This is a genomic window from Microbacterium proteolyticum, from assembly GCF_029639405.1.
GTDB lineage: Bacteria > Actinomycetota > Actinomycetes > Actinomycetales > Microbacteriaceae > Microbacterium.
This window is the reverse complement of sequence record NZ_CP121274.1, coordinates 2412703-2436608: the sequence shown is the minus strand read 5'-3', so window position 1 is coordinate 2436608 and position 23906 is coordinate 2412703. Positions and strand designations below refer to the sequence as shown.

The 23906-nt window shown below is 70.3% G+C and carries 25 protein-coding genes; 6 read left to right on the top strand and 19 right to left on the bottom strand.

The window, feature by feature from the left end:
* Positions 1-106 precede the first annotated feature (106 nt).
* From pheT to infC, 10 genes are all read right to left on the bottom strand, one after another.
* Complete coding sequence (pheT, locus tag P8R59_RS12245; protein WP_278101290.1) at positions 107-2632, bottom strand: phenylalanine--tRNA ligase subunit beta; 2526 nt, start codon at positions 2630-2632, stop codon at positions 107-109.
* Complete coding sequence (pheS, locus tag P8R59_RS12240; RefSeq protein ID WP_278101289.1) at positions 2632-3672, bottom strand: phenylalanine--tRNA ligase subunit alpha; 1041 nt, start codon at positions 3670-3672, stop codon at positions 2632-2634. Before pheS ends, pheT begins: the two co-directional genes overlap by 1 nt.
* Positions 3673-3735: 63 nt before the next feature.
* Positions 3736-4653 carry an amino acid ABC transporter permease gene (locus tag P8R59_RS12235; protein WP_077050148.1) on the bottom strand — a complete coding sequence of 306 codons (918 nt, stop codon included), beginning with the start codon at positions 4651-4653 and terminating at the stop codon, positions 3736-3738.
* The gene (locus P8R59_RS12230) at positions 4650-5300 is read right to left on the bottom strand and encodes an amino acid ABC transporter permease (RefSeq protein ID WP_077050149.1); all 651 of its coding nucleotides are present in this window, start codon (positions 5298-5300) and stop codon (positions 4650-4652) included. The genes P8R59_RS12235 and P8R59_RS12230 overlap by 4 nt, the downstream gene beginning before the upstream one ends.
* Before the next feature lie 76 nt (positions 5301-5376).
* Complete coding sequence (locus P8R59_RS12225; RefSeq protein WP_278101288.1) at positions 5377-6297, bottom strand: glutamate ABC transporter substrate-binding protein; 921 nt, start codon at positions 6295-6297, stop codon at positions 5377-5379.
* A 108-nt stretch (positions 6298-6405) separates the two neighbouring features.
* Entirely contained in the window at positions 6406-7167 is a 762-nt protein-coding gene (locus tag P8R59_RS12220) for an amino acid ABC transporter ATP-binding protein (protein WP_077050151.1), read from the bottom strand.
* 74 nt (positions 7168-7241) lie between these two features.
* Positions 7242-8039 carry a TrmH family RNA methyltransferase gene (locus P8R59_RS12215; RefSeq protein ID WP_278101287.1) on the bottom strand — a complete coding sequence of 266 codons (798 nt, stop codon included), beginning with the start codon at positions 8037-8039 and terminating at the stop codon, positions 7242-7244.
* A gap of 100 nt (positions 8040-8139) precedes the next feature.
* Positions 8140-8523: a 50S ribosomal protein L20 gene (rplT, locus tag P8R59_RS12210; protein ID WP_063257942.1), complete on the bottom strand. Its 384-nt coding sequence runs from the start codon at positions 8521-8523 to the stop codon at positions 8140-8142.
* Positions 8524-8552: 29 nt separating this feature from the next.
* The gene (rpmI, locus tag P8R59_RS12205) at positions 8553-8747 is read right to left on the bottom strand and encodes a 50S ribosomal protein L35 (RefSeq protein ID WP_013583375.1); all 195 of its coding nucleotides are present in this window, start codon (positions 8745-8747) and stop codon (positions 8553-8555) included.
* A gap of 46 nt (positions 8748-8793) precedes the next feature.
* The gene (gene infC, locus P8R59_RS12200; RefSeq protein WP_431606894.1) at positions 8794-9420 is read right to left on the bottom strand and encodes a translation initiation factor IF-3; all 627 of its coding nucleotides are present in this window, start codon (positions 9418-9420) and stop codon (positions 8794-8796) included.
* Positions 9421-9663: 243 nt separating this feature from the next.
* Between infC and P8R59_RS12195 the strand changes: the two genes are divergently transcribed.
* On the top strand, positions 9664-10068 hold the full coding sequence (locus P8R59_RS12195; protein WP_374114693.1) for a DUF1844 domain-containing protein: 405 nt from the start codon (positions 9664-9666) through the stop codon (positions 10066-10068).
* Positions 10069-10265: 197 nt separating this feature from the next.
* On the opposite strand, the gene P8R59_RS12190 is transcribed toward P8R59_RS12195, so the two are convergent.
* On the bottom strand, positions 10266-11540 hold the full coding sequence (locus tag P8R59_RS12190; protein ID WP_278101286.1) for a glycosyltransferase: 1275 nt from the start codon (positions 11538-11540) through the stop codon (positions 10266-10268).
* A gap of 51 nt (positions 11541-11591) precedes the next feature.
* Between P8R59_RS12190 and P8R59_RS12185 the strand changes: the two genes are divergently transcribed.
* Entirely contained in the window at positions 11592-12236 is a 645-nt protein-coding gene (locus P8R59_RS12185; protein WP_278101285.1) for a TetR/AcrR family transcriptional regulator, read from the top strand.
* A gap of 15 nt (positions 12237-12251) precedes the next feature.
* Here P8R59_RS12185 and P8R59_RS12180 read toward each other — a convergent pair whose 3' ends face one another.
* The 6 genes from P8R59_RS12180 to P8R59_RS12155 are packed head-to-tail and all read right to left on the bottom strand — an operon-like array spanning position 12252 to position 16532.
* The gene (locus P8R59_RS12180) at positions 12252-13031 is read right to left on the bottom strand and encodes an SseB family protein (protein WP_278101284.1); all 780 of its coding nucleotides are present in this window, start codon (positions 13029-13031) and stop codon (positions 12252-12254) included.
* Positions 13015-13761, bottom strand: a complete 747-nt coding sequence (gene priA / locus P8R59_RS12175) for a bifunctional 1-(5-phosphoribosyl)-5-((5-phosphoribosylamino)methylideneamino)imidazole-4-carboxamide isomerase/phosphoribosylanthranilate isomerase PriA (protein ID WP_077050157.1) — start codon at positions 13759-13761, stop codon at positions 13015-13017. The genes P8R59_RS12180 and priA overlap by 17 nt, the downstream gene beginning before the upstream one ends.
* A 46-nt stretch (positions 13762-13807) precedes the next feature.
* Positions 13808-14455 carry an imidazole glycerol phosphate synthase subunit HisH gene (gene hisH / locus P8R59_RS12170; protein WP_278101283.1) on the bottom strand — a complete coding sequence of 216 codons (648 nt, stop codon included), beginning with the start codon at positions 14453-14455 and terminating at the stop codon, positions 13808-13810.
* A complete protein-coding gene (gene hisB / locus P8R59_RS12165) occupies positions 14452-15066 on the bottom strand; it encodes an imidazoleglycerol-phosphate dehydratase HisB (protein WP_077050159.1) in 615 nt (204 codons plus the stop codon). The genes hisH and hisB overlap by 4 nt, the downstream gene beginning before the upstream one ends.
* Positions 15063-16157 carry a histidinol-phosphate transaminase gene (locus P8R59_RS12160; protein ID WP_278101282.1) on the bottom strand — a complete coding sequence of 365 codons (1095 nt, stop codon included), beginning with the start codon at positions 16155-16157 and terminating at the stop codon, positions 15063-15065. The genes hisB and P8R59_RS12160 overlap by 4 nt, the downstream gene beginning before the upstream one ends.
* 24 nt (positions 16158-16181) lie before the next feature.
* Entirely contained in the window at positions 16182-16532 is a 351-nt protein-coding gene (locus tag P8R59_RS12155) for a LysM peptidoglycan-binding domain-containing protein (RefSeq protein WP_278101281.1), read from the bottom strand.
* Positions 16533-16793: 261 nt separating this feature from the next.
* Between P8R59_RS12155 and lexA the strand changes: the two genes are divergently transcribed.
* The 3 genes from lexA to P8R59_RS12140 all read left to right on the top strand — a co-directional run bounded on the left by lexA (position 16794) and on the right by P8R59_RS12140 (position 20690).
* Complete coding sequence (gene lexA, locus P8R59_RS12150) at positions 16794-17483, top strand: transcriptional repressor LexA (protein WP_076490821.1); 690 nt, start codon at positions 16794-16796, stop codon at positions 17481-17483.
* 143 nt (positions 17484-17626) lie between these two features.
* The gene (locus P8R59_RS12145) at positions 17627-18694 is read left to right on the top strand and encodes a hypothetical protein (RefSeq protein WP_278101280.1); all 1068 of its coding nucleotides are present in this window, start codon (positions 17627-17629) and stop codon (positions 18692-18694) included.
* Between the two features lie 109 nt (positions 18695-18803).
* Entirely contained in the window at positions 18804-20690 is a 1887-nt protein-coding gene (locus P8R59_RS12140) for a S9 family peptidase (RefSeq protein ID WP_278101279.1), read from the top strand.
* 57 nt (positions 20691-20747) lie between these two features.
* On the opposite strand, the gene hflX is transcribed toward P8R59_RS12140, so the two are convergent.
* Positions 20748-22265 carry a GTPase HflX gene (gene hflX / locus P8R59_RS12135; protein ID WP_278101278.1) on the bottom strand — a complete coding sequence of 506 codons (1518 nt, stop codon included), beginning with the start codon at positions 22263-22265 and terminating at the stop codon, positions 20748-20750.
* Positions 22266-22355: 90 nt separating this feature from the next.
* Between hflX and P8R59_RS12130 the strand changes: the two genes are divergently transcribed.
* Complete coding sequence (locus P8R59_RS12130; protein ID WP_278101277.1) at positions 22356-23009, top strand: class I SAM-dependent methyltransferase; 654 nt, start codon at positions 22356-22358, stop codon at positions 23007-23009.
* A gap of 27 nt (positions 23010-23036) precedes the next feature.
* Here the strand turns inward: P8R59_RS12130 and dapF are convergent, their stop codons facing one another.
* Complete coding sequence (gene dapF / locus P8R59_RS12125) at positions 23037-23891, bottom strand: diaminopimelate epimerase (protein ID WP_278101276.1); 855 nt, start codon at positions 23889-23891, stop codon at positions 23037-23039.
* Positions 23892-23906 lie beyond the last annotated feature (15 nt).

The following is a 23906-nucleotide window of genomic DNA, read 5'->3' as shown; positions in this document are numbered from 1 at the left end:
CTCATGACACCTGCCCTCATCGCCGACCACTTCCGACTGCCCCCTCGTCGGCGATGAGGGCAGGCACTTTTCCGGGCTCCCCCGAACAGCGCCCGCCCGAAGCGGATCAGACGCTCGCCTCGCCGTCCCGGATGGCGGCGCCGAAACGCTCCGCCGCCACCGCGACGCCACTCATCTTGGCCTCCGTCGCTTCGGCCGCCGTCAGCGTCCGATCCGCCGCACGGAAACGCAGGGCGAACGTCAGGCTCTTCGTTCCGTCCGCGACGCCGGGCCCGCGGTAGTCATCGACCAGCCGCACGCCCTCGATCAGCGGCGCACCGCCCTCGAGCAGCGCAGTCCGCACCTCGCCCGCGGCGGCCTCGACCGGCACGACGACCGACACGTCCTGCGTGGCCGCCGGGAAGCCGGACAGGGATGCCGCGACCACCCGCGACTGCGCGCGCTCGAGAAGCGCATCGAGGTCGAGTTCCGCCACCAGCACGCGCCCCGGGAGATCGGCCGCGGCGGCCACGGCAGGCAGCAGCTCACCGACGTAGCCCACGTCGACACCCGCGACCAGAACCCGCGCCGTCCGGCCCGGATGCAGCGCCGCACGCTGTGCCTGGACCAGTTCCACGTCGACGCCGGCTGCTCCGGCGAGCACGCGGACCGCGTCGACCGCGTCGGCGAGGTCGGCCGCGACGGCCGCCTGCCCCGGCTGCTTGGCGACGAGGTTCCCCGTCAGCAGCACGGCGACGTGCCGACGCTGCGGCGGGATCGACGCGTCGAGTGCCGTCAACGTCGCGGCATCCGGCCGCACCGCGAGCGGAGGGACCGAGGACGTGCCGTACTGCACCCCCGGCTTCGGCAGGAAGACGGTGCCCGTCTCGAACAGGGCGAGATCGACGATGCCCCGCGAGAGGTTGCGGTGGGCGACCTGCAGTAGACCGGGCACGAGCGAGCGGCGCAGGAACGGCGCCAGCCCGTCGAGCGGGTTGGCGAGTTTCACGCTCGGCAGCGTTTCTCCCGACGGCGATCCGTGCAGATCGTTCTGCTCGGAAGTGGTGAAGGGGAACGACGGCGTCTCGACGAACCCCGCCGCAGCCAAAGCGTTCGCGACGCGCCGGCGCCCCTGCTGAGCGAGGGTGAGCCCGCGGCCCGAGGGAGGGGTCGGGAGCACCGACGGGATGCGGTCGTAGCCCTCGATACGGGCCACCTCTTCGGCGAGCGTCCACTTGTCGGTGAGGTCGGGGCGCCACGACGGGGGTACGACGCTCCATCCGCTCTCGCTCCGGTCGACCGTCGCACCGATGAGGCGCAGGGCGCGCTCCGTCTCGTCGTCGGTGTACTCGACGCCGATGAGACCCGGGACGAACTCCCGGGGCAGCGCGATCGCCTCTCGGGTGTAGCTCTCCGCGAGCGAGCCCCCGAGGGAGGTGTCGAGCGTGCCACCGGCCAGCTCCACCATGAGGGTCGCCACGCGCTCGGCGGCGACGAAGGCGACGAGCGGGTCGACGCCGCGCTCGAAGCGTCGCGACGCCTCGGAAGGCAGCTTGTGACGACGCGCGGTCCGCGCGATCGAGACCTGGTCGAACGTGGCCGCCTCGATGAGCACGTTGCGGGTCGCATCGCTCATCTCGGTCGGACCGCCGCCCATGACGCCGGCGAGACCGATCGGGCCGGACTCGTCCGTGATGACGAGGTCTTCGACGTGAAGGGTGCGAACCTGACCGTCCAGGGTCTCGAGCTTCTCGCCCGCGGTCGCACGGCGGACCGTGATGCCACCCTGCAGGCGGTCGAGGTCGTAGCCGTGGATCGGCTGGCCGAGTTCGAGCATCACGTAGTTGGTGATGTCGATCAGGACACCGAGCGATCGGATGCCGGCCAGGGACAGGCGCGTGATCATCCACGGCGGCGTGGGGCGCGACGGGTCCACATCGCGCACGATGCGCGCGACGAACTGGCTCGCCCCGACGCGTCCGCGGATCGGCGCGGCGTCGTCGACGGAGATCGGGAACCCGTCGGGCGTGCGCTCACGCGCGGCGTCGTGGCCGGCGCCCGGGTCGCGGAAGGCGGCACCGGTCGCGTGCGAGTACTCGCGGGCGACACCGCGCAGAGAGAGGGCATACCCCCGGTCGGGCGTGACGTTGATCTCGACGGCGACGTCGTCGAGCCCGAGCAGCGCGATGGCGTCGGTTCCCACCGGGGCGTCGATGCCGAGCTCGACCAGACGCAGGATGCCGGAATGCTCGCTGCCGAGCCCCAGTTCCTTGGCGGACGCGATCATGCCGTCGGACACGTGACCGTACGTCTTGCGCGCGGCGATCGGGAAGGGTCCGGGAAGGACCGAACCCGGAAGCGTCACGACGACCTTGTCGCCCTCGAAGAAGTTGCCGGCTCCGCAGACGATGCCGCGGATGCCGCCGTGCTCCTCGCCGACGTCGACCTGGCACCACCGGATCGTCTTGCCGTTGGACTGCGGTTCGGGGGTGAACTCCTTCACCTCGCCGACGACGACGGGACCGGACAGTTCGAAGCGGTGCACGTCCTCTTCTTCGAAACCGACCGACACCAGGGCCGCCAGGACGTCGTCCGGTGCGGCATCCGCCGGCACGTCGACGTACTCGCGCAACCAGGAGAGCGGGACGCGCATCAGACCACCATTCCGAACTGCTCGCTGAAACGGACATCGCCCTCGGCCATGTCGCGCATGTCTTGGACGTCGCTGCGGAACATGAGCGTGCGCTCGATGCCCATGCCGAAGGCGAAGCCCGAGTACTCCTCGGGATCGATCCCCGCGGCGCGCAGGACGTTGGGGTTCACCATTCCGCAGCCGCCCCACTCGATCCATCGCGCCCCGCCCTTGAAGGTCGGGTGCCACAGGTCGAGCTCGGCGCTCGGCTCGGTGAACGGGAAGAAGTTGGCTCGGAACCGGGTCTTCGCCTCGGGCCCGAAGAGCACGCGGGCGGCGTGGTCGAGGGTGCCCTTGAGGTGGGCCATCGTGATGCCCTTGTCGATAACGAGACCTTCGAACTGCGTGAAGACGGGGAGGTGCGTCGCGTCGAACTCATCGGTGCGGTAGACCCGCCCCGGGCACAGGACGTAGATCGGGAGGTCGCGTTCGAGCATCGATCGCACCTGCACCGGGCTCGTGTGCGTGCGCATCACCAGGTGTCGGGCGACGGGGTCGACGAAGAACGTGTCCTGCATCTGCCGCGCCGGGTGGTCGACGTCGAAGTTCAGCGCGTCGAAGTTGAACCACTCGTGCTCGAGCTCGGGACCCTCCGCGATCTCCCATCCCATTCCGACGAAGATGTCGGACACCTGCTCCTGCAGGAGCGAGATGGGATGACGCGCGCCCACCCGCGCACGCTGCGGCAATGCCGTGACGTCGACGCGCTCCGCCTCCAACCGCGCCGCGGTCTCCGCCTCGGCGAGCTCGCCCTCACGGACCGCGAACGCCTGATTCACCCGGCCGCGCGCCTGTCCGACGAGCTTGCCGAAGGCGGCCTTGTTCTCGGGGGCGACGTCACGCAGGCGGGCGTTCAGTCGCGATAGCGGCGACTGCTCCCCCGCGTGGGCGGAGCGGGCGGCCTTCAGGTCGGCCGTGGTCGCGGCGCCGGCGACCGCGGCGAGCGCGGCATCGACGGCGGAGGCGACGGCCTCGGGGGTGATCTCAGGTGCGTCGGACACGAGAACCGAGTCTACCGACGGGCGGGGATGCTCCCCCGCCCGTCTGTCGAGACGGCGGGCGCGTCAGGCCGCCGAACCGGGGTCGTTCTTGCCCGCCCCGCGCTGCGCGACGATGAGCTCGGTGTCGGTGCCGGTCTGGCCGGGAGGCTCGGCGCCCGCGACACGCGCTGCGCGCGGCGAACGGCGCAGGCCGATCTCGACGCGGTGCGCGGCGTACGACAGCGCCAGGCACATGGCGACGTAGATCACGCTCGCGATCATGGCCGCGGGGATGAGCGGCGAGCCGTACTCGCCGTTCGAGCCGAGCTGCCGCGCGAAGTACAGCAGTTCGGGGTAGGTGATGATGAAGCCGAGCGCCGTGTCCTTCAGCGTCACCACGAGCTGCGCGATGATCACCGGCAGCATCGCCCGGATGGCCTGGGGCAGGAGGATCAGACGCATCACGTTGGACTTGCGAAGGCCCAGGGCGTAACCGGCCTCGCTCTGACCGCGCGGCAGCGACTCGACGCCGGCCCGGATGACCTCGGACAGAACCGACCCGTTGTACGCGATGAGAGCGATCACGACGGCCCAGTAGGGCGAGAGGCGGATGCCGATGACGGGCAGACCGTAGTAGAGCAGGAGCATGAAGACCAGCACGGGCACGGCGCGGAGGATCTCGACGATCCAGCCGACCGGGATGCGAACCCAGGCGTGGTCGGACAGACGACCGATCGCGAGGACGAATCCGAGCACCAAGGCGCCGACCGCCGCGGCCGCGAAGGCCGACAGGGTGGCGAGGGTGGCTTCGCCGAAGCGCACCCAGATCGCGGTGTAGGTGAAGACGTTCCACTTCGTCGCGGAGAACTGTCCGGTATCGATGAACCGCCACACGACGAAACCGATGATCCCCGCGACCACCACGAGGGTGAGCGCACCGAGGAGTCGGTTGCGCACGCGGGCGCGCGGGCCGGGGAGGTCGTAGAGGACGGAGGAGCTCATCGGGCCACCTTCCACTTCTTCTCAGCGGCGTTCTGCAGAGCCGAGAGCACCAGCACGAGCAGGACGAAGATGACCATGACCAGGACGATCGTCACCAGCTGGTTCTCGCCGTTCTCACTCATGTTGGCGCGGATGTTGCCGAGGTTGACGACCGAGAAGCCCGAGGCGACGGTGGTGTTCTTCAGGAGGGCGATGAACACGCTCACCATCGGGGGGATCACGGAGCGGGTCGCCTGCGGGAGGACGACCAGCGTCATCACCTGACCGAAACTGAGACCCAGGGCCCGGGCGGCCTCGGCCTGCCCGACGGGCACCGTGTTGATCCCCGACCGGATCGTCTCGGCGACGTAGGTCGCGGTGTAGATGCCGATGCCGCAGACCGCCAGCGGCAGGAAGAAGCCGCGGGGCACGTCCACGAGGAGCGGCACGCAGAACGCGAAGAAGAACAGGACGAGCGTCAATGGGGTGTTGCGGATCCAGTTCACATAGACCGCGCCGACCGCACGAGCGATCGGTACCGGCGAGACGCGCATGGCCGCGACGACGAACCCGAGCACGATGGCGATCGCCCCTCCACCCAGGAAGAGGACGACGGTTCCCCACAGCGCCTGCGCCCACAGGTCGGGGTAGTCGAAGATCTGATTCACCGGTTGCTTCCTGTCTTCTCGTGATCGACGAGGTCGAGCGTGCGGGCGACGCGGTCACGCCGCCCGCACCGTGTGCTCAACCGGCGGCGTCGACCGCGGGCTGCTTGCCTTCGACGCCCGAGGCGCCGAGGTTCTTCTCGAAGATCGCCTGCCAGGTCGACCCGCCATCGGTGAAGAGCGTGTTCACGAACTCCTGGAACGCCGTGTCACCCTTGGCCAGGCCGACGCCGTAGCGCTCCTCGCTGAAGGGCTCGCCCGCGATCTTGAGGTTGTCGGGATCCTGCGCGGCGTAGCCGAGGAGGATGGCCTCGTCGGTGGTCACGGCATCCACTTCGCCGTTCTTGAGCTTCTCGACGCACTGCGAGTACGTGTCGAACTCGACGACCTTCGCGGGAGTCTCCTCGCGGATGCGCTGGATCGGCGTGGAGCCGGTCACCGAGCACACCGTGGTGTCCGCGGTGAGCGAGTCCTTACCGGTGATCGTGTCATTGTCGGCCGCCACCAGCAGGCCCTGGCCGGTGAGGAAGTACGGACCGGCGAAGGAGATCTGCTCCTTGCGCTTGTCGGTGATCGAGTAGGTGCCGACGTAGTAGTCGATGTCGCCGTTGATCAGCGCCTGCTCGCGGTTGGCCGATGCGATGGGCTTGTACTCGACCTTGGACTCGTCCGCCGGGTCGTAGCCGAGGGACGCGGCGATCCACCGCGCGATGTCGACGTCGAAGCCCTTGCGCTCCCCCGTGACGGGGTCGAGGTAGCCGAGGCCCGGCTGGTCTTCCTTCACACCGATGACGACCTTACCCGCCGAGCTGATCTTCTCGAACGTGGTGCTGCCGTCGATGGTGACGTTCGACGCGACCTCGCCCCACACCGGGGCGTCGGAGGAACCCTCGCCGGAACCGGCGTCGGGCGAACCGGGGGTACCGCTGTTGCAGGCGGTGAGAGCGAGCAGGCCGGCGGCGATGACGCCGACGCCCGCGAGAAGCCGAGATTTACGCATGTGATGTCTCCTTGGTTACGTGTGCTGTTCGGAGGGGATACGGGGGGATGGCACGTCGGGTCGGCCGGAGGCGGTGCGGGCAGCGGAACACCGTCGTTCCGCGCGCGATCAGTGGGTGATGAGCTTCGAGAGGAAGTCCTTCGCTCGATCGGACTGCGGGCGCGTGAAGAACTGCTCGGGCGCGGCCTGCTCGACGATCTGGCCGTCGGCCATGAACACCACCCGGTTCGCGGCCTTGCGGGCGAATCCCATCTCGTGGGTCACGACGATCATGGTCATCCCGTCGGCGGCGAGCCCCACCATGACGTCGAGCACCTCGTTGATCATCTCGGGGTCGAGGGCCGAGGTGGGCTCGTCGAACAGCATGACCTTCGGCTTCATGGCCAGGGCACGAGCGATGGCCACGCGCTGCTGCTGACCGCCGGACAGTTGCGCGGGCAGCTTGTCGGCCTGGTGGCCCACGCCGACGCGGTCCAGGAGCGCGCGCGCCTCTTTCTCGGCATCCGCCTTCTTCATCTTGCGGACCTTGATCGGGCCGAGCGTGACGTTCTCGAGGATCGTCAGATGGGCGAAGAGGTTGAACGACTGGAAGACCATGCCCACGTCGGCGCGCAGCTTCGCGAGGCCCTTGCCCTCTTCGGGCAGCGGGTCGCCGTCGATCGTGATCGAGCCGCTGGTGATCGTCTCGAGACGGTTGATCGTGCGGCAGAGGGTCGATTTGCCCGACCCGGACGGGCCGATGACGACCACGACCTCGCCGCGATCGACCGTGAGATCGATGTCTTTCAGCGCTTGGAATTGGCCGTAGTGCTTCTGCACGTCGGACAGGACGACAAGGGGCTCGGGGCCCGCCGGGGGAACGGATGCCATTCGCCCACCCTATGAGACCGATCAGAAAGCGACCACATCGTGGCGCGCGCCTTAACCGTTCTGTAACAGCGGAATCACCCGGCGCGCTGCGCGAACGCCGTCTCGTAGAGACAGACGCTGGCGGCAGTGGCGAGGTTCAGCGACTCCGCACGCCCGTAGATCGGCAGCCGCAGCGACTGGTCGGCGTGCGCCAGCGCGGTCTCGTCGAGGCCGCGGGCCTCGTTGCCGAACAGCCACGCCGTCGGACGGCTGAGCAAGTCTCGCGATGCCACGAAATCGTCACCTCCGACGTCGGCGGCGACCACGCGCAGCCCCGCCTCGTGCACGCGCGCGACGACATCGGCGAGTTCGAGGTCCACGGCGACCGGGAGGTGGAAGAGCGACCCCGTGGTCGAGCGCACCACCTTCGGGTTGTAGAGGTCCACGGTGCGCCCGGTGAGGATCACCGCGTCCGCACCGGCGGCGTCCGCCGCTCGGATGATCGTGCCCAGGTTGCCGGGATCGCGCACCTCCTCGCAGATCGCGAGCAGAGTCGGGCCCTCGGCCAAGATGTCCTTGAGCGCGGTCGGCGACTGGCGTGCCACCGCGACGATGCCCTGCGGGGTGACCGTGTCGGCCATGGCATCCAGAACCGCCTCGGTCGTGTACTGCAGGTCGACACCGGCGTCGACGGCGGCTTCGCGCACGTCCGCGTGCTTCTCGAGGGCGCTGGGGGTCGCGTACAACTCGAGCACCGTCTCGGGCGCCCAGGCGAGAGCCTCGCGCGCGGTTTGCGGGCCCTCGAGGAGGAACAGGCCGGTCTCCTGCCGGGCGGCGCGCTTGCTCAGCTTGGCCACGGCGCGCACCCGCGGCGAACGAGGGTTCTCCAGCACGTCCCCAGTGTATGGCGCGCGCGGCATGAGCCCCGAGAACCCGCGGCGAAACGCCGAACGGGCGCCCTCCGTAGAGGACGCCCGTTCGTGGAACCGGTGATTACGCGGTCTTGGCGGCGTTGACGTCGCTGGGCAGCGCGGCCTTGGCCGTCGCGACGAGCGACGCGAACACGGCCGGCTCGTTCACGGCGAGCTCGGCGAGCATGCGACGGTCGACCTGCACACCCGCGAGGCCGAGGCCCTGGATGAAGCGGTTGTACGTGAGACCGTTCTGGCGGCTCGCGGCGTTGATGCGCTGGATCCACAGACGACGGAAGTCGCCCTTGCGCTTGCGACGGTCGCGGTACGCGTAGACGAGCGAGTGGGTGACCTGCTCCTTCGCCTTGCGGTACAGGCGCGAACGCTGACCCCGGTAACCGGAGGCGCGCTCGAGGATGACGCGACGCTTCTTGTGGGCGTTGACAGCCCGCTTGACTCTAGCCATTTCTCATTCTTCCTAACGTGCGTCGGCGCTCAGAGGCCGAGGAGCTTCTTGGCGACCTTCGAGTCGCCCTTGGCCAGGACCTGCTCCTGGTTCAGGCGACGGGTGCGCTTGGAGGCCTTGCCCTCGAGGTTGTGCCGCATGCCGGCCTGCTGCTTCATGAGCTTGCCGCTACCGGTCAACTTGAAACGCTTCTTGGCGCCCGAGTGGGTCTTCTGCTTCGGCATCTGTCTTCCTTCGTTGGGTTTCCCGGCGGAGCGGGAGTCGGGGAGCTTATTCGGCGGATGCCGGTTCAGCGGTGTCCGAGGGAGCCGAGTCGCCACGGGCGGCGCTGCGTGCCGCTTCGCGGTTCGCCGCGCGCTGCGCGTTCTGCTCGGTCTTGACCTCGGACTTGTTCTTGTGAGGAGCGACCACCATGACCATGTTGCGACCGTCGATCGTCGGGTTCGACTCGACAGTGCCGAACTCGGCGACGTCTTCGGCGAACTTGCGCAACAGACGCACACCCTGCTCGGGACGGGACTGCTCGCGGCCGCGGAAGAGGATCATCGCCTTGACCTTGTCGCCGGCCTGGAGGAAGCCCTCGGCGCGCTTGAGCTTGGTGATGTAGTCGTGCGCCTCGATCTTCAGACGGAACCGAACCTCCTTGAGGACGGTGTTCGCCTGGTTGCGACGCGTTTCCTTGGCCTTCTGCGCGGCCTCGTACTTGAACTTCCCGTAGTCCATGATCTTGACGACGGGCGGCTTCGAGTTGGGGGCCACCTCGACCAGATCGAGATCGGCCTCCTGCGCCAGACGCAGCGCCGCCTCGATGCGGACGACGCCGACCTGCTCTCCGTTGGGGCCCACGAGGCGAACCTCAGGGACACGGATGCGGTCATTGGTGCGGGGATCGCTGATGCGGAACTCCTCTTGTCTACGGATGACGGCCGCCGCGATCCTGGCAGATCGCGGGCGAAGAGGAGTACACGCCACCCGGCACGGTGCCTGAGCACCGGCTTCTGCACCCGAGCAGCCCCGTGCAAGACGGAGCGGAGTGCGGGAACCCGGTAGCCTGGAGCGGCAAGCGCGGGTGGGATGTGATCCTCTTTCGTACGGAGCAGAACGCTCCGAAGCCCGCCACAGTCTAGCAGAGAGAACCACGTGGACACGATTCCCCCCGACGACGCCCTTTCTTCACAGGATGCCGAGCGGCTCGCGCGGTGGGAGGAGCAGGAACGCGTCTCCGCATCCGCCTCCCGCGACATCGCCGACGTGCCCGCCGTCGAGGTCATCACCACCACCGCCGTGCACCTCATGAGCGCCGCCGCGGTCAAGGTCGGACTCGCCGACGACCCGCAGCAGCAGACCGACCTCGACGAGGCGCGGAAGCTCATCAACGCCCTCGCCGGGCTCATCACCGCCGGGGCCCCCGAGATCAGCGACATGCACGCGCGGTCGCTGCGCGACGGCCTCCGCTCGCTCCAGCTCGCCTTTCGCGAGGCCTCGGTCATCCCCGACCCGATCGGCAAGGGGCCGGGCGAGAAGTGGACGGGTCCCGTCACGTAGGTCGCTGTTCGGGTACCGGGCTCCGGGATGCCATCCTCTCGAGGCAAGAACAGGGCCCCTACCCCGATTGCCTAGAGAGGCCGGCATCCCTCCGCCCTGTGCCGCAGGACGGCTCCTCCGTGACACCCGCGGAGCATGAAGCGGCGGGTCGGTGCAGGACGGCTCCCGGTGACACCCGCGGGAGTGCGGATGCGGCGTCACGGGACTCGTGTCTCGAGGAGATGCTGCGTGATCTCCGCGAGGGGGTCGTGGCGGGCGGCATCCACGGCGATCCGGCTCGCCGCCGCACGGTAGGAGGGGTCGGCGAGGACGGCATCCACGGCTCGGGCGACCTCGTCGGGCTTCGGGCTCCCCGTGCGCAGATCCACGCCCGCGCCGGTCCAGGCGATTCGCGCACCGACCTCGGGCTTGTCCTCGGTGTCGCCGGCGACGACGACCGGGACACCCGCCGCGAGAGCCGCCTGCACTCCCCCGAACCCCCCGTTCGTGACGAGGACGTCCGTGCGCGGGAGCAGTGCGTCGTACGGAAGGTAGCTCGCGGCTCGCGCGTTGGCCGGAAGGGGGCCGAGATCCTCGACGGCGCGACCGCCCGCGCTGACGACGACGAGCACGGGACGGTCGCTCAGCGCCGCCACGGTGGGGCCGATGAGACGCCCGAAGTCGTGGTTGTCGATCGTGCCCTGAGTGACATGGACGACCGCTTCCGCCGCGTCGAGATCGCCCCACCACGACGGCAGGGCCACGTCGGAGGTCGCCTGCGGCAGCACGCCGACGAAGCGCGTGTTCGCCGCGAGATCGGGGCGCGGGTACTCCAGGCTCGCCGGCCCGGTCTGGAGGAAGCGGTCGAATCGCTCCGACAGATCCATGACGAATCCCCGGGGGCGCGTCCCGCAGGCCGCGAGCGCACGGACCGCCGCCCGTTGGGTGGACCCGAAGACGATCCGACGGGCGACGACACCCAGCGCCGCGTACCGGGCACGGTCGACCGCACCGCGCGCCGGGGGGAGGGCCATGCCGTACGGGCCCAGCACGCGCGACGACTGCGACAACGGGGTCACCCCGAGGGCGAGGACCGGAGGTCGCTCGCCGGTCCGATCGAGGATCGGCAGGATGCCTCCGAACGCGCCGTCCACGAGGACGGTGTCGGGACGGATGTCCTCGATCGCCGCCGCCACGGCCGCGTACTGATCGGGGATCGTGTCGATGAAGATCGTCCGGATGTCGTACTGAGCCTGGCGTACGCCGGAGTACTTCGCCCTCTCGGGCAGGTACAGGTCGGGGCGGCGGTCGTCGTAGTCGGCCGCGCCGCGGAGCGGACGGAAGTCCGCGCCGACCGCTTCGACGCGCTCCCGGAATCGCGTGCCGGTGACCACCGTCACCGCGTGCCCCTCGCGCACGAGATGGCCGGCGACCTGGAGCATCGGTCCGACGTGGCCGTGGATCGGGTTCGACGCCAGGAGAACGGTCACCATGGTGGCATCCATTTCGTTAGATTTGGTCTCTAACGATAGTGGAAGGATGCCATGTCCCCGCGACCCTATTCGTCGCCCGCGCGGCAGGCGGACGCCCAGCGCACGCGGGACGCCATCCTCGACGCGACCGCCCGGCTGCTCCCGCGGCGCGGCTACACCCGCACGACCATGAAGGACATCGCCGACGAGGCGGGGGTGTCGGTGCAGTCCGTGCATCTCGCGGGCACCAAGGCAGCGCTGCTCATCGCGGCCTTCGAGCGCACCTTCGCCGGGGACGACGGTCCGCACAGCCTGACCGAACGTCCGGCGATGATCGAGATCATCTCGCGTCCGGATGCGGACGACGCCATGGGCGGTTGGCTGGACTACGTCGCGCACGCCAACCGCGCGACCGCGGGACTCATCCGCGCGATGACCGTCGCCGCCGAGACCGACGACCTCGCTGCGGCATCCATCCGCGATCTGGGGACACGACGGCGCGCAGACCTCGGCCGGGCGGCGGGATGGTTGATCGAACGGGGTCTCCTCGACCCGGGAGAGCGCGAACAGGCGACGGACGAGCTGAACCACCTCGTCGGGCCCGAGACCTACGCGTTCTTCGTCACCACCTCGGGGTGGACCGACGCCCGCTACCGCGCCTGGCTGGACGCGGCGCTGCGCGGGCTGCTGGCGCGATCGGGTCCGCGCCGCGCGTGAACGTCCGCCCGCGCGTCAGACGTCGGTACTGCGATGCAGTTTGACCGTCAGAGAATCCACGAGGACCGCGACACGGTCGTCGGCGGCCCAGCGACGCGCGAGACGGGCGAGTACGGCATCCAACTCGTCCTGCTCCAGGCCCGACATCAGCTGGAGGTGGACCACCAGCTCCGGGCCCCGCAAGCGCCCCGTCGGGTCGCCCGGCTGCACCGCGAGGTCGAGCACCGCGAGTTCGCCGGAGATGCTCTCCTGCAGCCCGGTGAAGACGGCGGGAGCGGTGTGCGCCGGCTCCCACGACTCGCCCTGCGCGATGGCCCACACCGCGGGCCGGCGCAGCACGAACTCCGTGTCCGAGGCCGGATCGATCACGATGAGCTCCGTGTCCTCGGAGGCTGCGGCCAGGGCCGTGCGGCGACCGTCCGCGGGCACCGGGCGGGCCGTGGCATCCCATCGCCGCATCGCCTCGACCGAGCTGAACACCGGCAGGACCTTGCGCCCATCGGGGGCCGCGACCGTCACGATCGACAGCTCCTGCGTCTTGTCGACCTCGAGCCCGTGCGCGCCGATGCCGTGGTCGCCCTTCTCCGCCACCAGGGGGATGAGCAGACGCGCCGTGCGGTAGGCCTCGACGACGGCACCGCCGTCGCCGCCGCCCGCGGCGAACGCCTCCAGCGCGAGCAGAAGCGCAGGATCGGCGGAGCCGTCGTCCCCGGAATGCGGATTCGCCTCGAACCGTCGCCCCTCCCACGGGACGCCGGCCGAGTCGGCCCGGTGGTCGTCAGTGCCCGGCGACATCCAGCGCCTCGGCCAGGGTGAACTGGCCCGCGTAGAGCGCCTTGCCCACGATCGCGCCCTCGACGCCCAGCGGCACCAGCTCCCGCAGGGCCGCGATGTCGTCCAGGCTCGACACGCCGCCGGACGCCACGACGGGCTTGGGCGTGCGCTGGGTCAGTTCGCGGAGCAGCTCGAGGTTCGGGCCGCGGAGCGTGCCGTCCTTCGTCACGTCGGTGACGACGTAGCGGCTGCAGCCGGCATCCTCGAGTCGCTCCAGGACCGTCCACAGGTCGCCGCCGTCACGCGTCCAGCCGCGGGCGGCGAGCGTCGTGCCGCGCACGTCCAGGCCCACGGCGATGGCCTCGCCGTAGCGGTTGATGACGTCGGCGGCCCACTCCGGGTTCTCCAGGGCGGCGGTGCCCAGGTTGATACGGCTCGCGCCGCTCTCCAGAGCGGCCTCCAGCGAGCGGTCGTCACGGATGCCACCGGACAACTCGACCTGCACGCCCTTGACCTGCTTGATGACCTTGCGCATCACGGCGGTGTTGTTGCCGCGACCGAAGGCGGCATCCAGGTCGACCAGGTGGATCCAGGCCGCGCCCTGACGGGCGAAGTCCAGGGCGGCATCCACGGGATCGCCGTAGCTGGTCTCGGTGCCGGCCTCTCCCTGGGTCAGTCGGACGGCCTTTCCGTCGGCCACGTCGACCGCGGGGAGAAGGACAAGCTCGGGCGTGGACGCGAAATCGTTCATGGCTCCTCGTGCCGGCAGGCGCCTGTCGCCAGCCCCGGGCACGAGGTCACACAGTAGTCGCGCGCAGCCCGTCGATCCAATTCGCGAGCAGCCGGATGCCGGCCTCCCCCGACTTCTCGGGGTGGAACTGCGTCGCCGCGAGGGGACCGTTCTCGACGGCGGCCAGGAAGGGCTCGCCGTAGGTGCACCACGTGAGCACCGGCTCGGGGAACGGAGGGGTGACCTCGAGCGACCATTCCTGAGCGGCGTACGAATGCACGAAATAGAAGCGCTCATCGGCGATCCCGTCGAACAGGCGCGAGCCCTGCCCGGCGGAGACGGTGTTCCATCCCATGTGCGGCAGCACCGGAGCCGTGAGCTCCGAAACGGTGCCGGGCCACTCCCCGAGACCCTCGGTGTCGGTGCCCCGCTCGATCCCGCGACCGAACATGACCTGCATGCCCACGCAGATCCCGAGCACGGGACGTCCGCCGGCGAGACGGCGGTCGATGATCTCGCCCCCGCGGCTGGCGGTGAGGGCGTCCATCACAGCGCTGAAGGCCCCGACGCCGGGAACCAGCAGTCCGTCGGCGTCGAGGAGCAGCGCACGGTCGGAGGTGAGGCGCGCGTCCGCGCCGGCCTCGATGAGGGCCTTGACCGCCGAGTGGACGTTGCCCGAACCGTAATCGAGGACCGCGACGACGGGCTTGCTCACAGCGCTCCCTTGGTGCTGGGGATGCCGTCGACGAGCGGGTCGAGCGCCTTCGCCTGGCGGAACGCCCGAGCCAGCGCCTTGTACTCGGCCTCGGCGATGTGGTGAGGATCCCGACCGCCCTGCACGCGGACGTGCACGGTGAGTCCGGCATGGATCGAGATCGCCTCGAACGAGTGACGCACGAGCGACCCGGTGAAGTGTCCCCCGATGAGGTGGTGCTCGAAGCCGGCGGGCTCGCCGGTGTGCACCAGGTACGGCCGGCCACTGATGTCGACGACCGCCTGGGCGAGCGCCTCGTCGAGGGGGACGAGCGCGTCGCCGTACCGGGCGATACCCGACTTGTCGCCCAGCGCCTGACGGATCGCCTGACCGAGCACGATCGAGGTGTCCTCGACCGTGTGGTGCGCGTCGATGTGCGTGTCGCCCGTGGCCGTCACCCGAAGATCGGTGAGCGAGTGCTTCGCGAAGGCCGTCAGCATGTGATCGAAGAACGGCACGCTCGTGGAGATCTCGCTCGCTCCGGTCCCGTCCAGGTCGAGGGACAGCTCCACCCGCGACTCGCTCGTCTCGCGGACGATCGTTGCGGTGCGAGGCGTGGCAGCGGCGGTCATGCTCGCGATCCTACCCACGCCAGTGCATCGAGGAACGCCGTCGTCTCGTCCGCCGTCCCCGCCGTGACGCGCAGGTGGTGGGCGATACCGACGTCGCGGATGAGGACGCCGCGATCGTAGAGGGCCTGCCAGGTCGCTGCCGGATCGTCGACCCCGCCGAACAGCACGAAGTTCGTCCACGACTCGTGCGCGGTGTACCCCAGCGCCGCCACCGTGGCGGAGATCCGGTCGCGCTGGGCGACGATCTCATCCACCATCGACAGCATCGTGTCGGCGTGCCCCAGCGCGGCGGTCGCCGCCGCCTGGGTCAGGGCGCTCAGGTGGTACGGCAGACGCACGAGACGGAGCGCGTCGACGAGGGCGGGGTCGGCTGCGAGATACCCCACGCGGGCGCCGGCGAAGGCGAACGCCTTGCTCATCGTCCGCGACACGACCAGACGTGGGCGGCCCGGCAGCAGCGTCACCGCGGACGGCTCGTCGTGGGGAGCGAACTCCTGGTAGGCCTCGTCGACGATCACGATGCCGTCGGTCACCGCGTACACGGCCTCGATGACGTCGAGGCCGAGCGGCGTTCCCGTCGGGTTGTTGGGCGCGCAGAGGAAGACGATGTCGGGGTTCTCGCGCACCACCTGCTCGGCGGCGAACGCGGCGCTCAGCGTGAAGTCGTGCTCGCGCTCCCCCGCGATCCATTCCGCGCCGGTGGCGCGCGTCAGGATCGGGTACATCGAGTAGGTGGGTGCGAAGCCCATCGCGCGGCGCCCCGGTCCACCGAAGGCCTGCAGGACGTGCTGGAGCACCTCGTTCGACCCGTTGGCCGCCCAGATCTGCTCTCGGACGAGACCGTGACCGAGATAGTCGGCGAAGGCCTCCCGAAGGCCGGTGAACTCGCGGTCCGGGTACCGGTTGACGTCGCGAAGGGCCCGGGCGATGGCATCCAGGATGTCGTCGGCCACCTCGGACGGAACGGGGTGGGTGTTCTCGTTCACGTTGAGGGCAACGGGCAGGGCCGCCTGCGGCGCTCCGTAGGGAGTCATGCCCCGGAGGTCGTCGCGAAGAGGAAGGTCGTCGAGGCGCACGGTCACCTCACCCATGGTAGGCGGCGACGCGCCGGGTGATCACCGCCCCGAGGCGTAGGCCGCGGGGATGGCGATGCGCTGACCGGCGGTGACCGAACCGTTCTCGAGCGCGTTGAGGCGGGCGATCTCGGCGACGACGTCGCGCGGATCGGACGCGGGGGCGACGTCTTCGGCGATCGACCACAGGGTCTCGCCGCTCATGACGGTGACCTCCGTGAAGGCACCCGTGGGAGCGCCCGTCTCGTTCGAGGCGAGGGCCGCTCCGCCGCCGACGACGGCGAGCGCGAGGGCGACGACCACGGGAAGCGCGGCCAGGAAGGCGAACACCCGGCGTCCGCGCGCGGTCAGACGCAGGCGGGTGGTGGGGGCGGTGACGGCGATGCTGCTCATGGTGTGCTCCTCGGTGGGGAGAGATTCGCACCCCGCCCTCGGCCGGGAGGGCGGTGGTGCGAATCTGTATTCCGAATCTATCTTCGATACTGTGGAGGTGTCAACACCGGCGTTATCGGAGACCGATCGAACGCGACACGCGGGAAGCTCCGCTGCGATCGAGTGGTCCACCGGATACGGTTTCGACGAGGAGACCTCATCACGGACCTCCGACATTCGAATTTCCGCCGCATCGCAGGACGCGGCGCGAGGGGAGCACACATGACCGACGCGACGACCGCGGCCGGCCGCGAACGGCCGCAGACCCGGCGCCGGAAGAGCCTCAGCGACAAGCAGCTCGCCATCCTCGAGGTGATCCAGCGCTCGATCGCACGGCACGGCTATCCGCCGAGCATGCGCGAGATCGGCGACGCGGTGGGGCTCAAGTCGCTCTCGAGCGTCACCCACCAGCTGAACCAGCTCGAGCTCAGCGGGTACCTGCGCCGCGACCCCGGCAAGACGCGGGCGATGGAGGTCCTGATCGACCTGCCCGGCACCGCCGCCGAGAATCCGGCCGACACCGCACCCGCCGTGGGCGACGCCGCCCTGGTCCCGCTCGTCGGCCGGATCGCCGCGGGAGTGCCGATCACCGCCGATCAGCAGGTCGAGGAGATCTTCCCCCTCCCCCGCCAGCTCGTCGGAAAGGGTGAACTGTTCATGCTCAAGGTCTCGGGTGACTCGATGATCGACGCGGCGATCTGCGACGGCGACTGGGTGGTCGTGCGCACGCAGTCCACCGCCGAGAACGGCGAGATCGTGGCCGCCATGCTGGACGGCGAGGCGACGGTGAAGACGTTCCGCCGCCGGGACGGTCACACGTGGCTGCTCCCCCGCAACTCCGCGTTCGAGCCGATCCTGGGCGACGAAGCCGTCGTCCTCGGCCGGGTCGTCGCCGTGCTGCGGACGGTCTGACGCCGGCTCGGCTCCTCCGGAGGCCGGATGACCACCTCGCGGTGGGCATCCGGCCTCCGTCGTTCCGAGCTCTCTCCACAGCCGCATGATCGCCCGCGCCGGACGCCCCTAACATGACAGGACACATCGAGAGAGCGAGTCCCGTGTCGTCCCCCACCCCCGCCGCCGAGCCCCCGCCCTCCGACCCGGCCGGTGCGCGCCCCGCTCCGCCCGCCGCGCCTGATGATCCGGCCGCGGATCGCGGGCCCGGGGATCCGGGCCCCGCTCCCTCCCTCCCCGCGGACGCACCCCTCACCGAGGCCCCCGTCACCGTGCCGGCCGAACGTCGTCGTCCGCGCGCGAGCGTCGTGGTCCTCGCCGTCCTCCTGGCCGTCGCCGTCGTCGCCGGCGGGCTCGGATTCTTCTGGGTGGTCACCCAGCTGCAGGAGGCTCGCAGGCTCATCGGCGACCAGCAGCAGCAGATCACCGACCAGCAGCGACGTCTCGACGAACAGCAGGAGATGATCGATCGCAAAGAGCAGTTCGGTACTGCCATGAACGACCTGTACGCGACGATCGAGCCGCTCGTCGGTCTTCCCTACGCGACGATCGTGCCGTGGTACCGCGTCGAGGATCTCGCCGATCGCGCGTGGATCCACCGGCGGAACCCCGCCGCGCTCGATCAGGACGTCGTGGACGTGCAGAGATTGACGTCGGAGATCTCGAGCCGCTCCGACGGCGTCAGCGCTCAGGCCGCGTCGAACGCGTCGGGAACCGCGTGGGAGGCGACGCTCGACGATCTCGGACGCGGGTGGGTCTCGACCGTCTTCGAGGGCGCCACGCCCTGCGGCGCCACGGCACTGGCGTGCGTGTCGGGCGCGCAACCCTTCACGGTGCACGTGCGGGCCGACTCCCAGACCGATCCCACGATGACCGACTGGATCCGCACCGGCGCCGCCTACCACGAGTACGCGCACGTCCTGCAGTTCACCAACCCTCAGCCGACCGACGACGCGCTCGCGTCCTTCGGCGGCGACGCCGAGACGATGGCCGACTGCTACGCGCTGACGTTCCTCGACGGGTGGTCGCTCGATCACGAGGTCGCGATCGACGCGTACTCCTACTACGAGGTCACCGTCGGGTACGGCTACACGTGCGACGCGGGCCAGCGTCAGGTCATCCGCGACTGGGTGGGTCAGCTCGGTGTGACGCGGCAGGTCGTCGGCGGCTGAGACCGTCGCGGGTGCGCGCCCGGCCGGGTCCCGCAGCGCGCCGATCCCCGAGGGCACGGCGACGAAGGCGCCGCGCGGCATGTCCGGCCCGGTCCGTAGGGTGGATGCCATGCCCCAGACGCTCCCCTACGGATCCTGGCCCTCTCCCCTCACGCCCGAGGCGGTGGCGCAGTCATCGCCGCGGCTGGACGGCGCGCGCATCGTCGGCGACGAGGTCTGGTGGGGCGAATCCGTCCCGAGCGAGGGCGGACGCGTCACCGTGAAACGGAGGCGCCCGGACGGATCGATCGAGACGGTCCTGCCCGCTCCGGGCAACGCCCGCTCGTCGGTGCACGAGTACGGCGGCGGCGCCTGGACGGCATCCGACGACGGCCACCTCTTCTATGTTGAGAAGTCCGACCAGCGTGTCTACTCGCTCACCCCCGGCGGCGCGCCGCGCGCGCTGACCCCCGAGGGCGGCGATGTGCGGCACGGCGGGCTGTCCTGGCAACACGGCAGCCTCGTGGCGGTCCGCGAGACCCACGGAGCCCAGCGGGTCCCGGAGCGCGCGATCGTGCGGATCCCGCTCGACGGCTCCGACACGGAGGTGCTCGCCACCGGGAGCGTGTTCCTCGCCCACCCGGCGCTGTCACCCGACGGACGCCACCTGGCGTGGATCGCGTGGGACCACCCCGACATGCCGTGGGACGCCACCGTCCTCCGCGTCGCCGATCTCGCCACCGGAGACGTGCGCGATGTCACCGGCGGCGACCGCCGCGCACCGCTGCAGCCCGTCTGGGTCGGCGACGACGAGCTGCTGTACGCCGACGATCCGGAGGGGCGCTGGAATCTGTTCCGCCGGTCGCTCGACGGCGACCCCCAGCCGGTCGCCCCGGCAGACGCCGACACCGGCGGCCCGGTCTGGGTCCTCGGAACGCGCTGGTTCTCGGCCACCGACGACGGTCGTATCATCGCCGTCCGCACCGACGGCGGCGACGAGATCGTCGAGATCGCCCCCAGCGGCATCCGTCTGCTCGACGTCCCCGTGGTCGCCGGCGCCTCGGTCGACGACGTGCGGGGCTCCCGCGCGCTCGTCTCCGGTTCCGATGCCGCGGGGCTGTCGGGCCTGTGGTCGATCGACCTCGACACCGGAGCGGTCGCGCAGGTCACGGTCGCAGACCACCCGGGCGTCGAATGGATGCCGGTCGCCCGCGCCCTCACCACCGAGGGCCCGCACGGCCCGGTGCACGCCTTCGCCTACCCGCCGACGAATCCCGATGTCGTGGCCCCGGACGGCGAGCGGCCGCCGTACGTCGTCCTCGTCCACGGCGGGCCGACGTCGCACGTCGGTCCCGCCCCTTCGGCGAAGACGGCGTTCTTCACCAGTCGCGGGATCGGCGTGCTCGACGTGAACTACGGCGGTTCCACGGGGTACGGTCGCGCCTACCGCGAGAGACTGCGCGGGCAGTGGGGGGTCGTCGACGTCGACGACGTCGCCGCGGCGGCATCCGCTCTCGCGTCCGCCGGTCTCGCCGACCCCGAGCGCCTGGCCATCGCCGGAGGGTCCGCGGGCGGCTGGACCGTGCTTGCGGCGGTGACGAACACCGACGTGTTCTCGGCGGGGATCTCCCGCTACGGCGTGGGCGACGCGCGCGCTCTCGCGGAGGACACCCACGACTTCGAGGCGCGCTACCTCGACGGGCTCATCGGGCCGCTCCCCGAAGCGGAGGCCGTCTACCTCGACCGGTCGCCGTTGTCGCACCCCGAGCGCTTCCGCGTGCCCCTGTTGATCCTGCAGGGCGCCGAGGACCGTGTCGTCCCGCCCTCGCAGGCCGAGGCGATCCGCGACGCCCTCGCGGCCCACGGCGTCGCGCACTCGTACGTCCTGTACGAGGGCGAGGGCCACGGTTTCCGTCGCGCGGAGACGGTGGTGGACTCCCTCCAGCGCGAGCTCGGCTTCCTCGGCGCGGTCTTCGGGTTCGAGACACCCGGCATCCCGGCGTTCGCGCTCGACTGAGTCCTCACACGACGACGCCCCGCCGAGAGGCAGGGCGTCGTCGTGTGAGGGATTCGATCAGGCGACGTAGGGAGCGAGCTCGGCCGCGAGACGCGCACCGACGTGCGCGTGAAGGAAGGTTCCCTGCTCGCGGTGCTCCTGCGCCAGGATCAGGCCGGTCTCGTGGACCGCCGACACGAGGTCGCCGCGGTCGTACGGCACGACCGCGCGCACCTCGACCGCGGGGAGCGGCAAAGCGTCCTCGATCGCGGCGCGGAGCTCGTCGATGCCCTCACCGGTTCGGGACGACACGAACAGCGCGGACGGGGCGAGACCGCGCAGGACGAGGCGATCGTCCGGGCTCACGAGGTCGGCCTTGTTGAACACGACGATCTCGTGCCCGAAGTCGGCGTCCACGTCGCCCATCACGTCCCGAACCGTCGAGAGCTGCGCCGCCGGATCCGGGTGCGACGCATCCACGACGTGCAGGATGACATCGGCGTCGCCGACCTCTTCCAGGGTCGAACGGAACGCCTCGACGAGCTGGTGCGGGAGGTTCCGGACGAAACCGACCGTGTCGGTCAGCGTGTAGACACGGCCGTCCGTGGTCTCGGAACGGCGGACGGTGGCATCCAGCGTCGCGAACAGGGCGTTCTCGACCAGCACGCCGGCGCTCGTGAGGCGGTTCAGCAGGCTCGACTTGCCGGCGTTGGTGTATCCGGCGATCGCGACGGAGGGGATCGTGTGACGCTTGCGCTCGGCGCGCTTCGCCGCGCGGGCGGGCGCGAAGTCCCGCAGCTGCTTGCGCAGCAGCGCCATCTTGGTGCGGATACGTCGCCGGTCGAGCTCGATCTTGGTCTCACCGGGACCGCGCGAGCCCATACCGGCGCCGCCGGCACCGACCTGTCCACCGGCCTGACGCGACATCGAGTCACCCCAACCGCGGAGGCGCGGAAGCAGGTACTCGAGCTGCGCGAGTTCGACCTGCGCCTTGCCCTCGCGGCTCTTGGCGTGCTGGCTGAAGATGTCGAGGATCACGGTCGTGCGGTCGATGACCTTGACCTTCACCACGTCCTCGAGGGCGCGCCGCTGGCTCGGGGCGAGTTCGGTGTCGGCGATGACCGTGTCCGCACCCACCGCCGCGACGATGTCGCGCAGCTCCTGGGCCTTGCCGCGCCCCACGTACGTCGCGGGGTCAGGATGCGGGCGGCGCTGCAGCACGCCGTCCAGCACGACCGCGCCCGCCGTCTCGGCCAGGGCGGCCAGCTCGCGCAGCGAGTTCTCGGCATCCGCCTGCTCGCCCTGCGGGTGCACGCCGACGAGAACGACGTTCTCGAGGCGCAGCTGCCGGTACTCGACCTCGGTGACGTCTTCCAGCTCGGTCGATAGGCCCGGGACGCGTCGGAGCGCCGCGCGCTCCTCACGATCCCACTGGTCGCCGTCGGCGGATCCGCCGTAGGCGGTGGCGGAGTCCTGCAGGGCCTGCGCTGCGCCGAAGACCCGGACCCCGCGATGCGCGTCGGCGCGCGAAAGCACACGGTCGACCGGGTCGACCGGCGACTCGTCGATGCTCGGGGGTGTGGTCTGTTCGGTCATGTGTTCCTTTCGTCCGCGAGCGGTGCCGCGGCATCCTCGCACTTTAGTCGCCCCCACGTCGAGGGCTCCGGTCCGCTACGCTTCCTTGGCATGGGGAGCGACCACTATTTCAGCGCGTCGCCGTCGAGTCCCGAGCAGTTCCGCCGCCTCCGTGTCACCCTCGCCGGGCGTGAGCTCGAAGTCGTGACCGCGGGCGGCGTCTTCAGTCCGGACCGTCTGGATGCCGGAACCTCGGTACTCCTGGCCAACACGCCGGCCCCGCCCGCCGGTGGGAACTTCCTCGACCTGGGAAGCGGCTGGGGTCCGATCACGCTGAGCCTCGCCCTGGACGCCCCTCACGCGACGGTCTGGGCCGTCGACGTCAACGAGCGGGCTCTCGACCTCGTGAGGCAGAACGCGGAGCGCCTCGGCCTCACCAATGTCAACGCCGTTCGTCCCGAGGATGTTCCCGACGGGATCGCGTTCCGCACGATCCGCTCGAACCCGCCCATCCGGGTGGGAAAGAACGAACTCCACGGCATGCTGGAGCACTGGATCCCGCGCCTCGCGGAGCGGTCCGACGGGTGGTTCGTGGTCCAGCGCAACCTCGGTTCCGATTCGCTCCAGCGGTGGCTGGCGGCGACGTTCGCGAGCGGATTCTCGGTCCACCGTGCCGCCACCGGACGCGGGTACCGGGTGCTGCGGGTCCGTCGTCACGGCTCGCCTCCGAGCGAACCCGTCGACGTCATCGCCGACGCGCTCTGACGCGTTCCGCCGGCGCGCACCGCCGGTTCAGGCCAGAGCGACCTCTCCGGTGAAGACGAGGGATGCCGGGCCCGAGAGGTACACGTGACCGTCGGCCACGCGCACGCCCAGAGTTCCGCCTCGCGTCTCGACGACCCACGCATCGGGCGCCGCGGATCCGGCCCAGTGCCGCACGGCGAGGGCGGCGGCTGCGACACCCGTGCCGCAGCTCAGCGTCTCGCCGACGCCGCGCTCGAACACGCGCATGCTGATAGCACCCACGCCGTCGCGCACGAGCGGGTCGGCCGGAACGACGAACTCGACGTTCGCCCCGTGCCGGGGCGCCGGGTCCAGCACCGGTTGATACGCCAGTTCCGCGCTGTCGAGCTCGGAGTCCGAGGAGAGCGCCACGACGACATGCGGGTTGCCGACGTCGACACCGACGCCGGGCCGCGCGACGGGCAGGCCCTTCGCGCGTACGAGCACCTCGCCGGGCTCGATCAGGAACTCCCCCAGGTCGACTTCGAAGCCGCGGTCGCTGCGGGTCAGGGTCTTCACGCCCGCGCGCGTGCCGATGCGCAGCCCACCGGCGATGTCGGCGAGTCCCGTATCGGTCAGGTAGCGGGCGAACACCCGCGTACCGTTGCCGCACATCTCCGCCTTCGAGCCGTCCGCATTGCGGTAGTCCATGAACCACTCCGCACCCGACGCGGCCGCGTCCGCCCCCTCGTCGATCGCCACGGACCGGACGACGCGAAGCAGTCCGTCGGCTCCGATGCCGAAGTGACGGTCGCACAGGATCGCGACCTGGTCGTCGGAGAGGTCGAGCTCGCCATCCGGGTCCGACACGATCACGAAGTCGTTGCCGGTGCCGTGGCCCTTGGTGAACGCGAGAGTCGCCATGGCATCCAGTCTAGG

Excerpts from the sequence above, each read along its gene's own strand:
- pheT (WP_278101290.1), bottom strand. The coding sequence starts at position 2,632 with ATGCGCGTCCCGCTCTCCTGGTTGCGCGAGTACGTCGACGTGCCGGCG.
- P8R59_RS12235 (WP_077050148.1), bottom strand. The coding sequence starts at position 4,653 with ATGAGCTCCTCCGTCCTCTACGACCTCCCCGGCCCGCGCGCCCGCGTG.
- P8R59_RS12225 (WP_278101288.1), bottom strand. The coding sequence starts at position 6,297 with ATGCGTAAATCTCGGCTTCTCGCGGGCGTCGGCGTCATCGCCGCCGGC.
- P8R59_RS12220 (WP_077050151.1), bottom strand. The coding sequence starts at position 7,167 with ATGGCATCCGTTCCCCCGGCGGGCCCCGAGCCCCTTGTCGTCCTGTCC.
- rplT (WP_063257942.1), bottom strand. The coding sequence starts at position 8,523 with ATGGCTAGAGTCAAGCGGGCTGTCAACGCCCACAAGAAGCGTCGCGTC.
- rpmI (WP_013583375.1), bottom strand. The coding sequence starts at position 8,747 with ATGCCGAAGCAGAAGACCCACTCGGGCGCCAAGAAGCGTTTCAAGTTG.
- P8R59_RS12190 (WP_278101286.1), bottom strand. The coding sequence starts at position 11,540 with ATGGTGACCGTTCTCCTGGCGTCGAACCCGATCCACGGCCACGTCGGA.
- P8R59_RS12185 (WP_278101285.1), top strand. The coding sequence starts at position 11,592 with ATGTCCCCGCGACCCTATTCGTCGCCCGCGCGGCAGGCGGACGCCCAG.
- P8R59_RS12180 (WP_278101284.1), bottom strand. The coding sequence starts at position 13,031 with ATGTCGCCGGGCACTGACGACCACCGGGCCGACTCGGCCGGCGTCCCG.
- priA (WP_077050157.1), bottom strand. The coding sequence starts at position 13,761 with ATGAACGATTTCGCGTCCACGCCCGAGCTTGTCCTTCTCCCCGCGGTC.
- hisB (WP_077050159.1), bottom strand. The coding sequence starts at position 15,066 with ATGACCGCCGCTGCCACGCCTCGCACCGCAACGATCGTCCGCGAGACG.
- P8R59_RS12160 (WP_278101282.1), bottom strand. The coding sequence starts at position 16,157 with ATGGGTGAGGTGACCGTGCGCCTCGACGACCTTCCTCTTCGCGACGAC.
- P8R59_RS12155 (WP_278101281.1), bottom strand. The coding sequence starts at position 16,532 with ATGAGCAGCATCGCCGTCACCGCCCCCACCACCCGCCTGCGTCTGACC.
- lexA (WP_076490821.1), top strand. The coding sequence starts at position 16,794 with ATGACCGACGCGACGACCGCGGCCGGCCGCGAACGGCCGCAGACCCGG.
- P8R59_RS12140 (WP_278101279.1), top strand. The coding sequence starts at position 18,804 with ATGCCCCAGACGCTCCCCTACGGATCCTGGCCCTCTCCCCTCACGCCC.
- hflX (WP_278101278.1), bottom strand. The coding sequence starts at position 22,265 with ATGACCGAACAGACCACACCCCCGAGCATCGACGAGTCGCCGGTCGAC.
- P8R59_RS12130 (WP_278101277.1), top strand. The coding sequence starts at position 22,356 with ATGGGGAGCGACCACTATTTCAGCGCGTCGCCGTCGAGTCCCGAGCAG.
- dapF (WP_278101276.1), bottom strand. The coding sequence starts at position 23,891 with ATGGCGACTCTCGCGTTCACCAAGGGCCACGGCACCGGCAACGACTTC.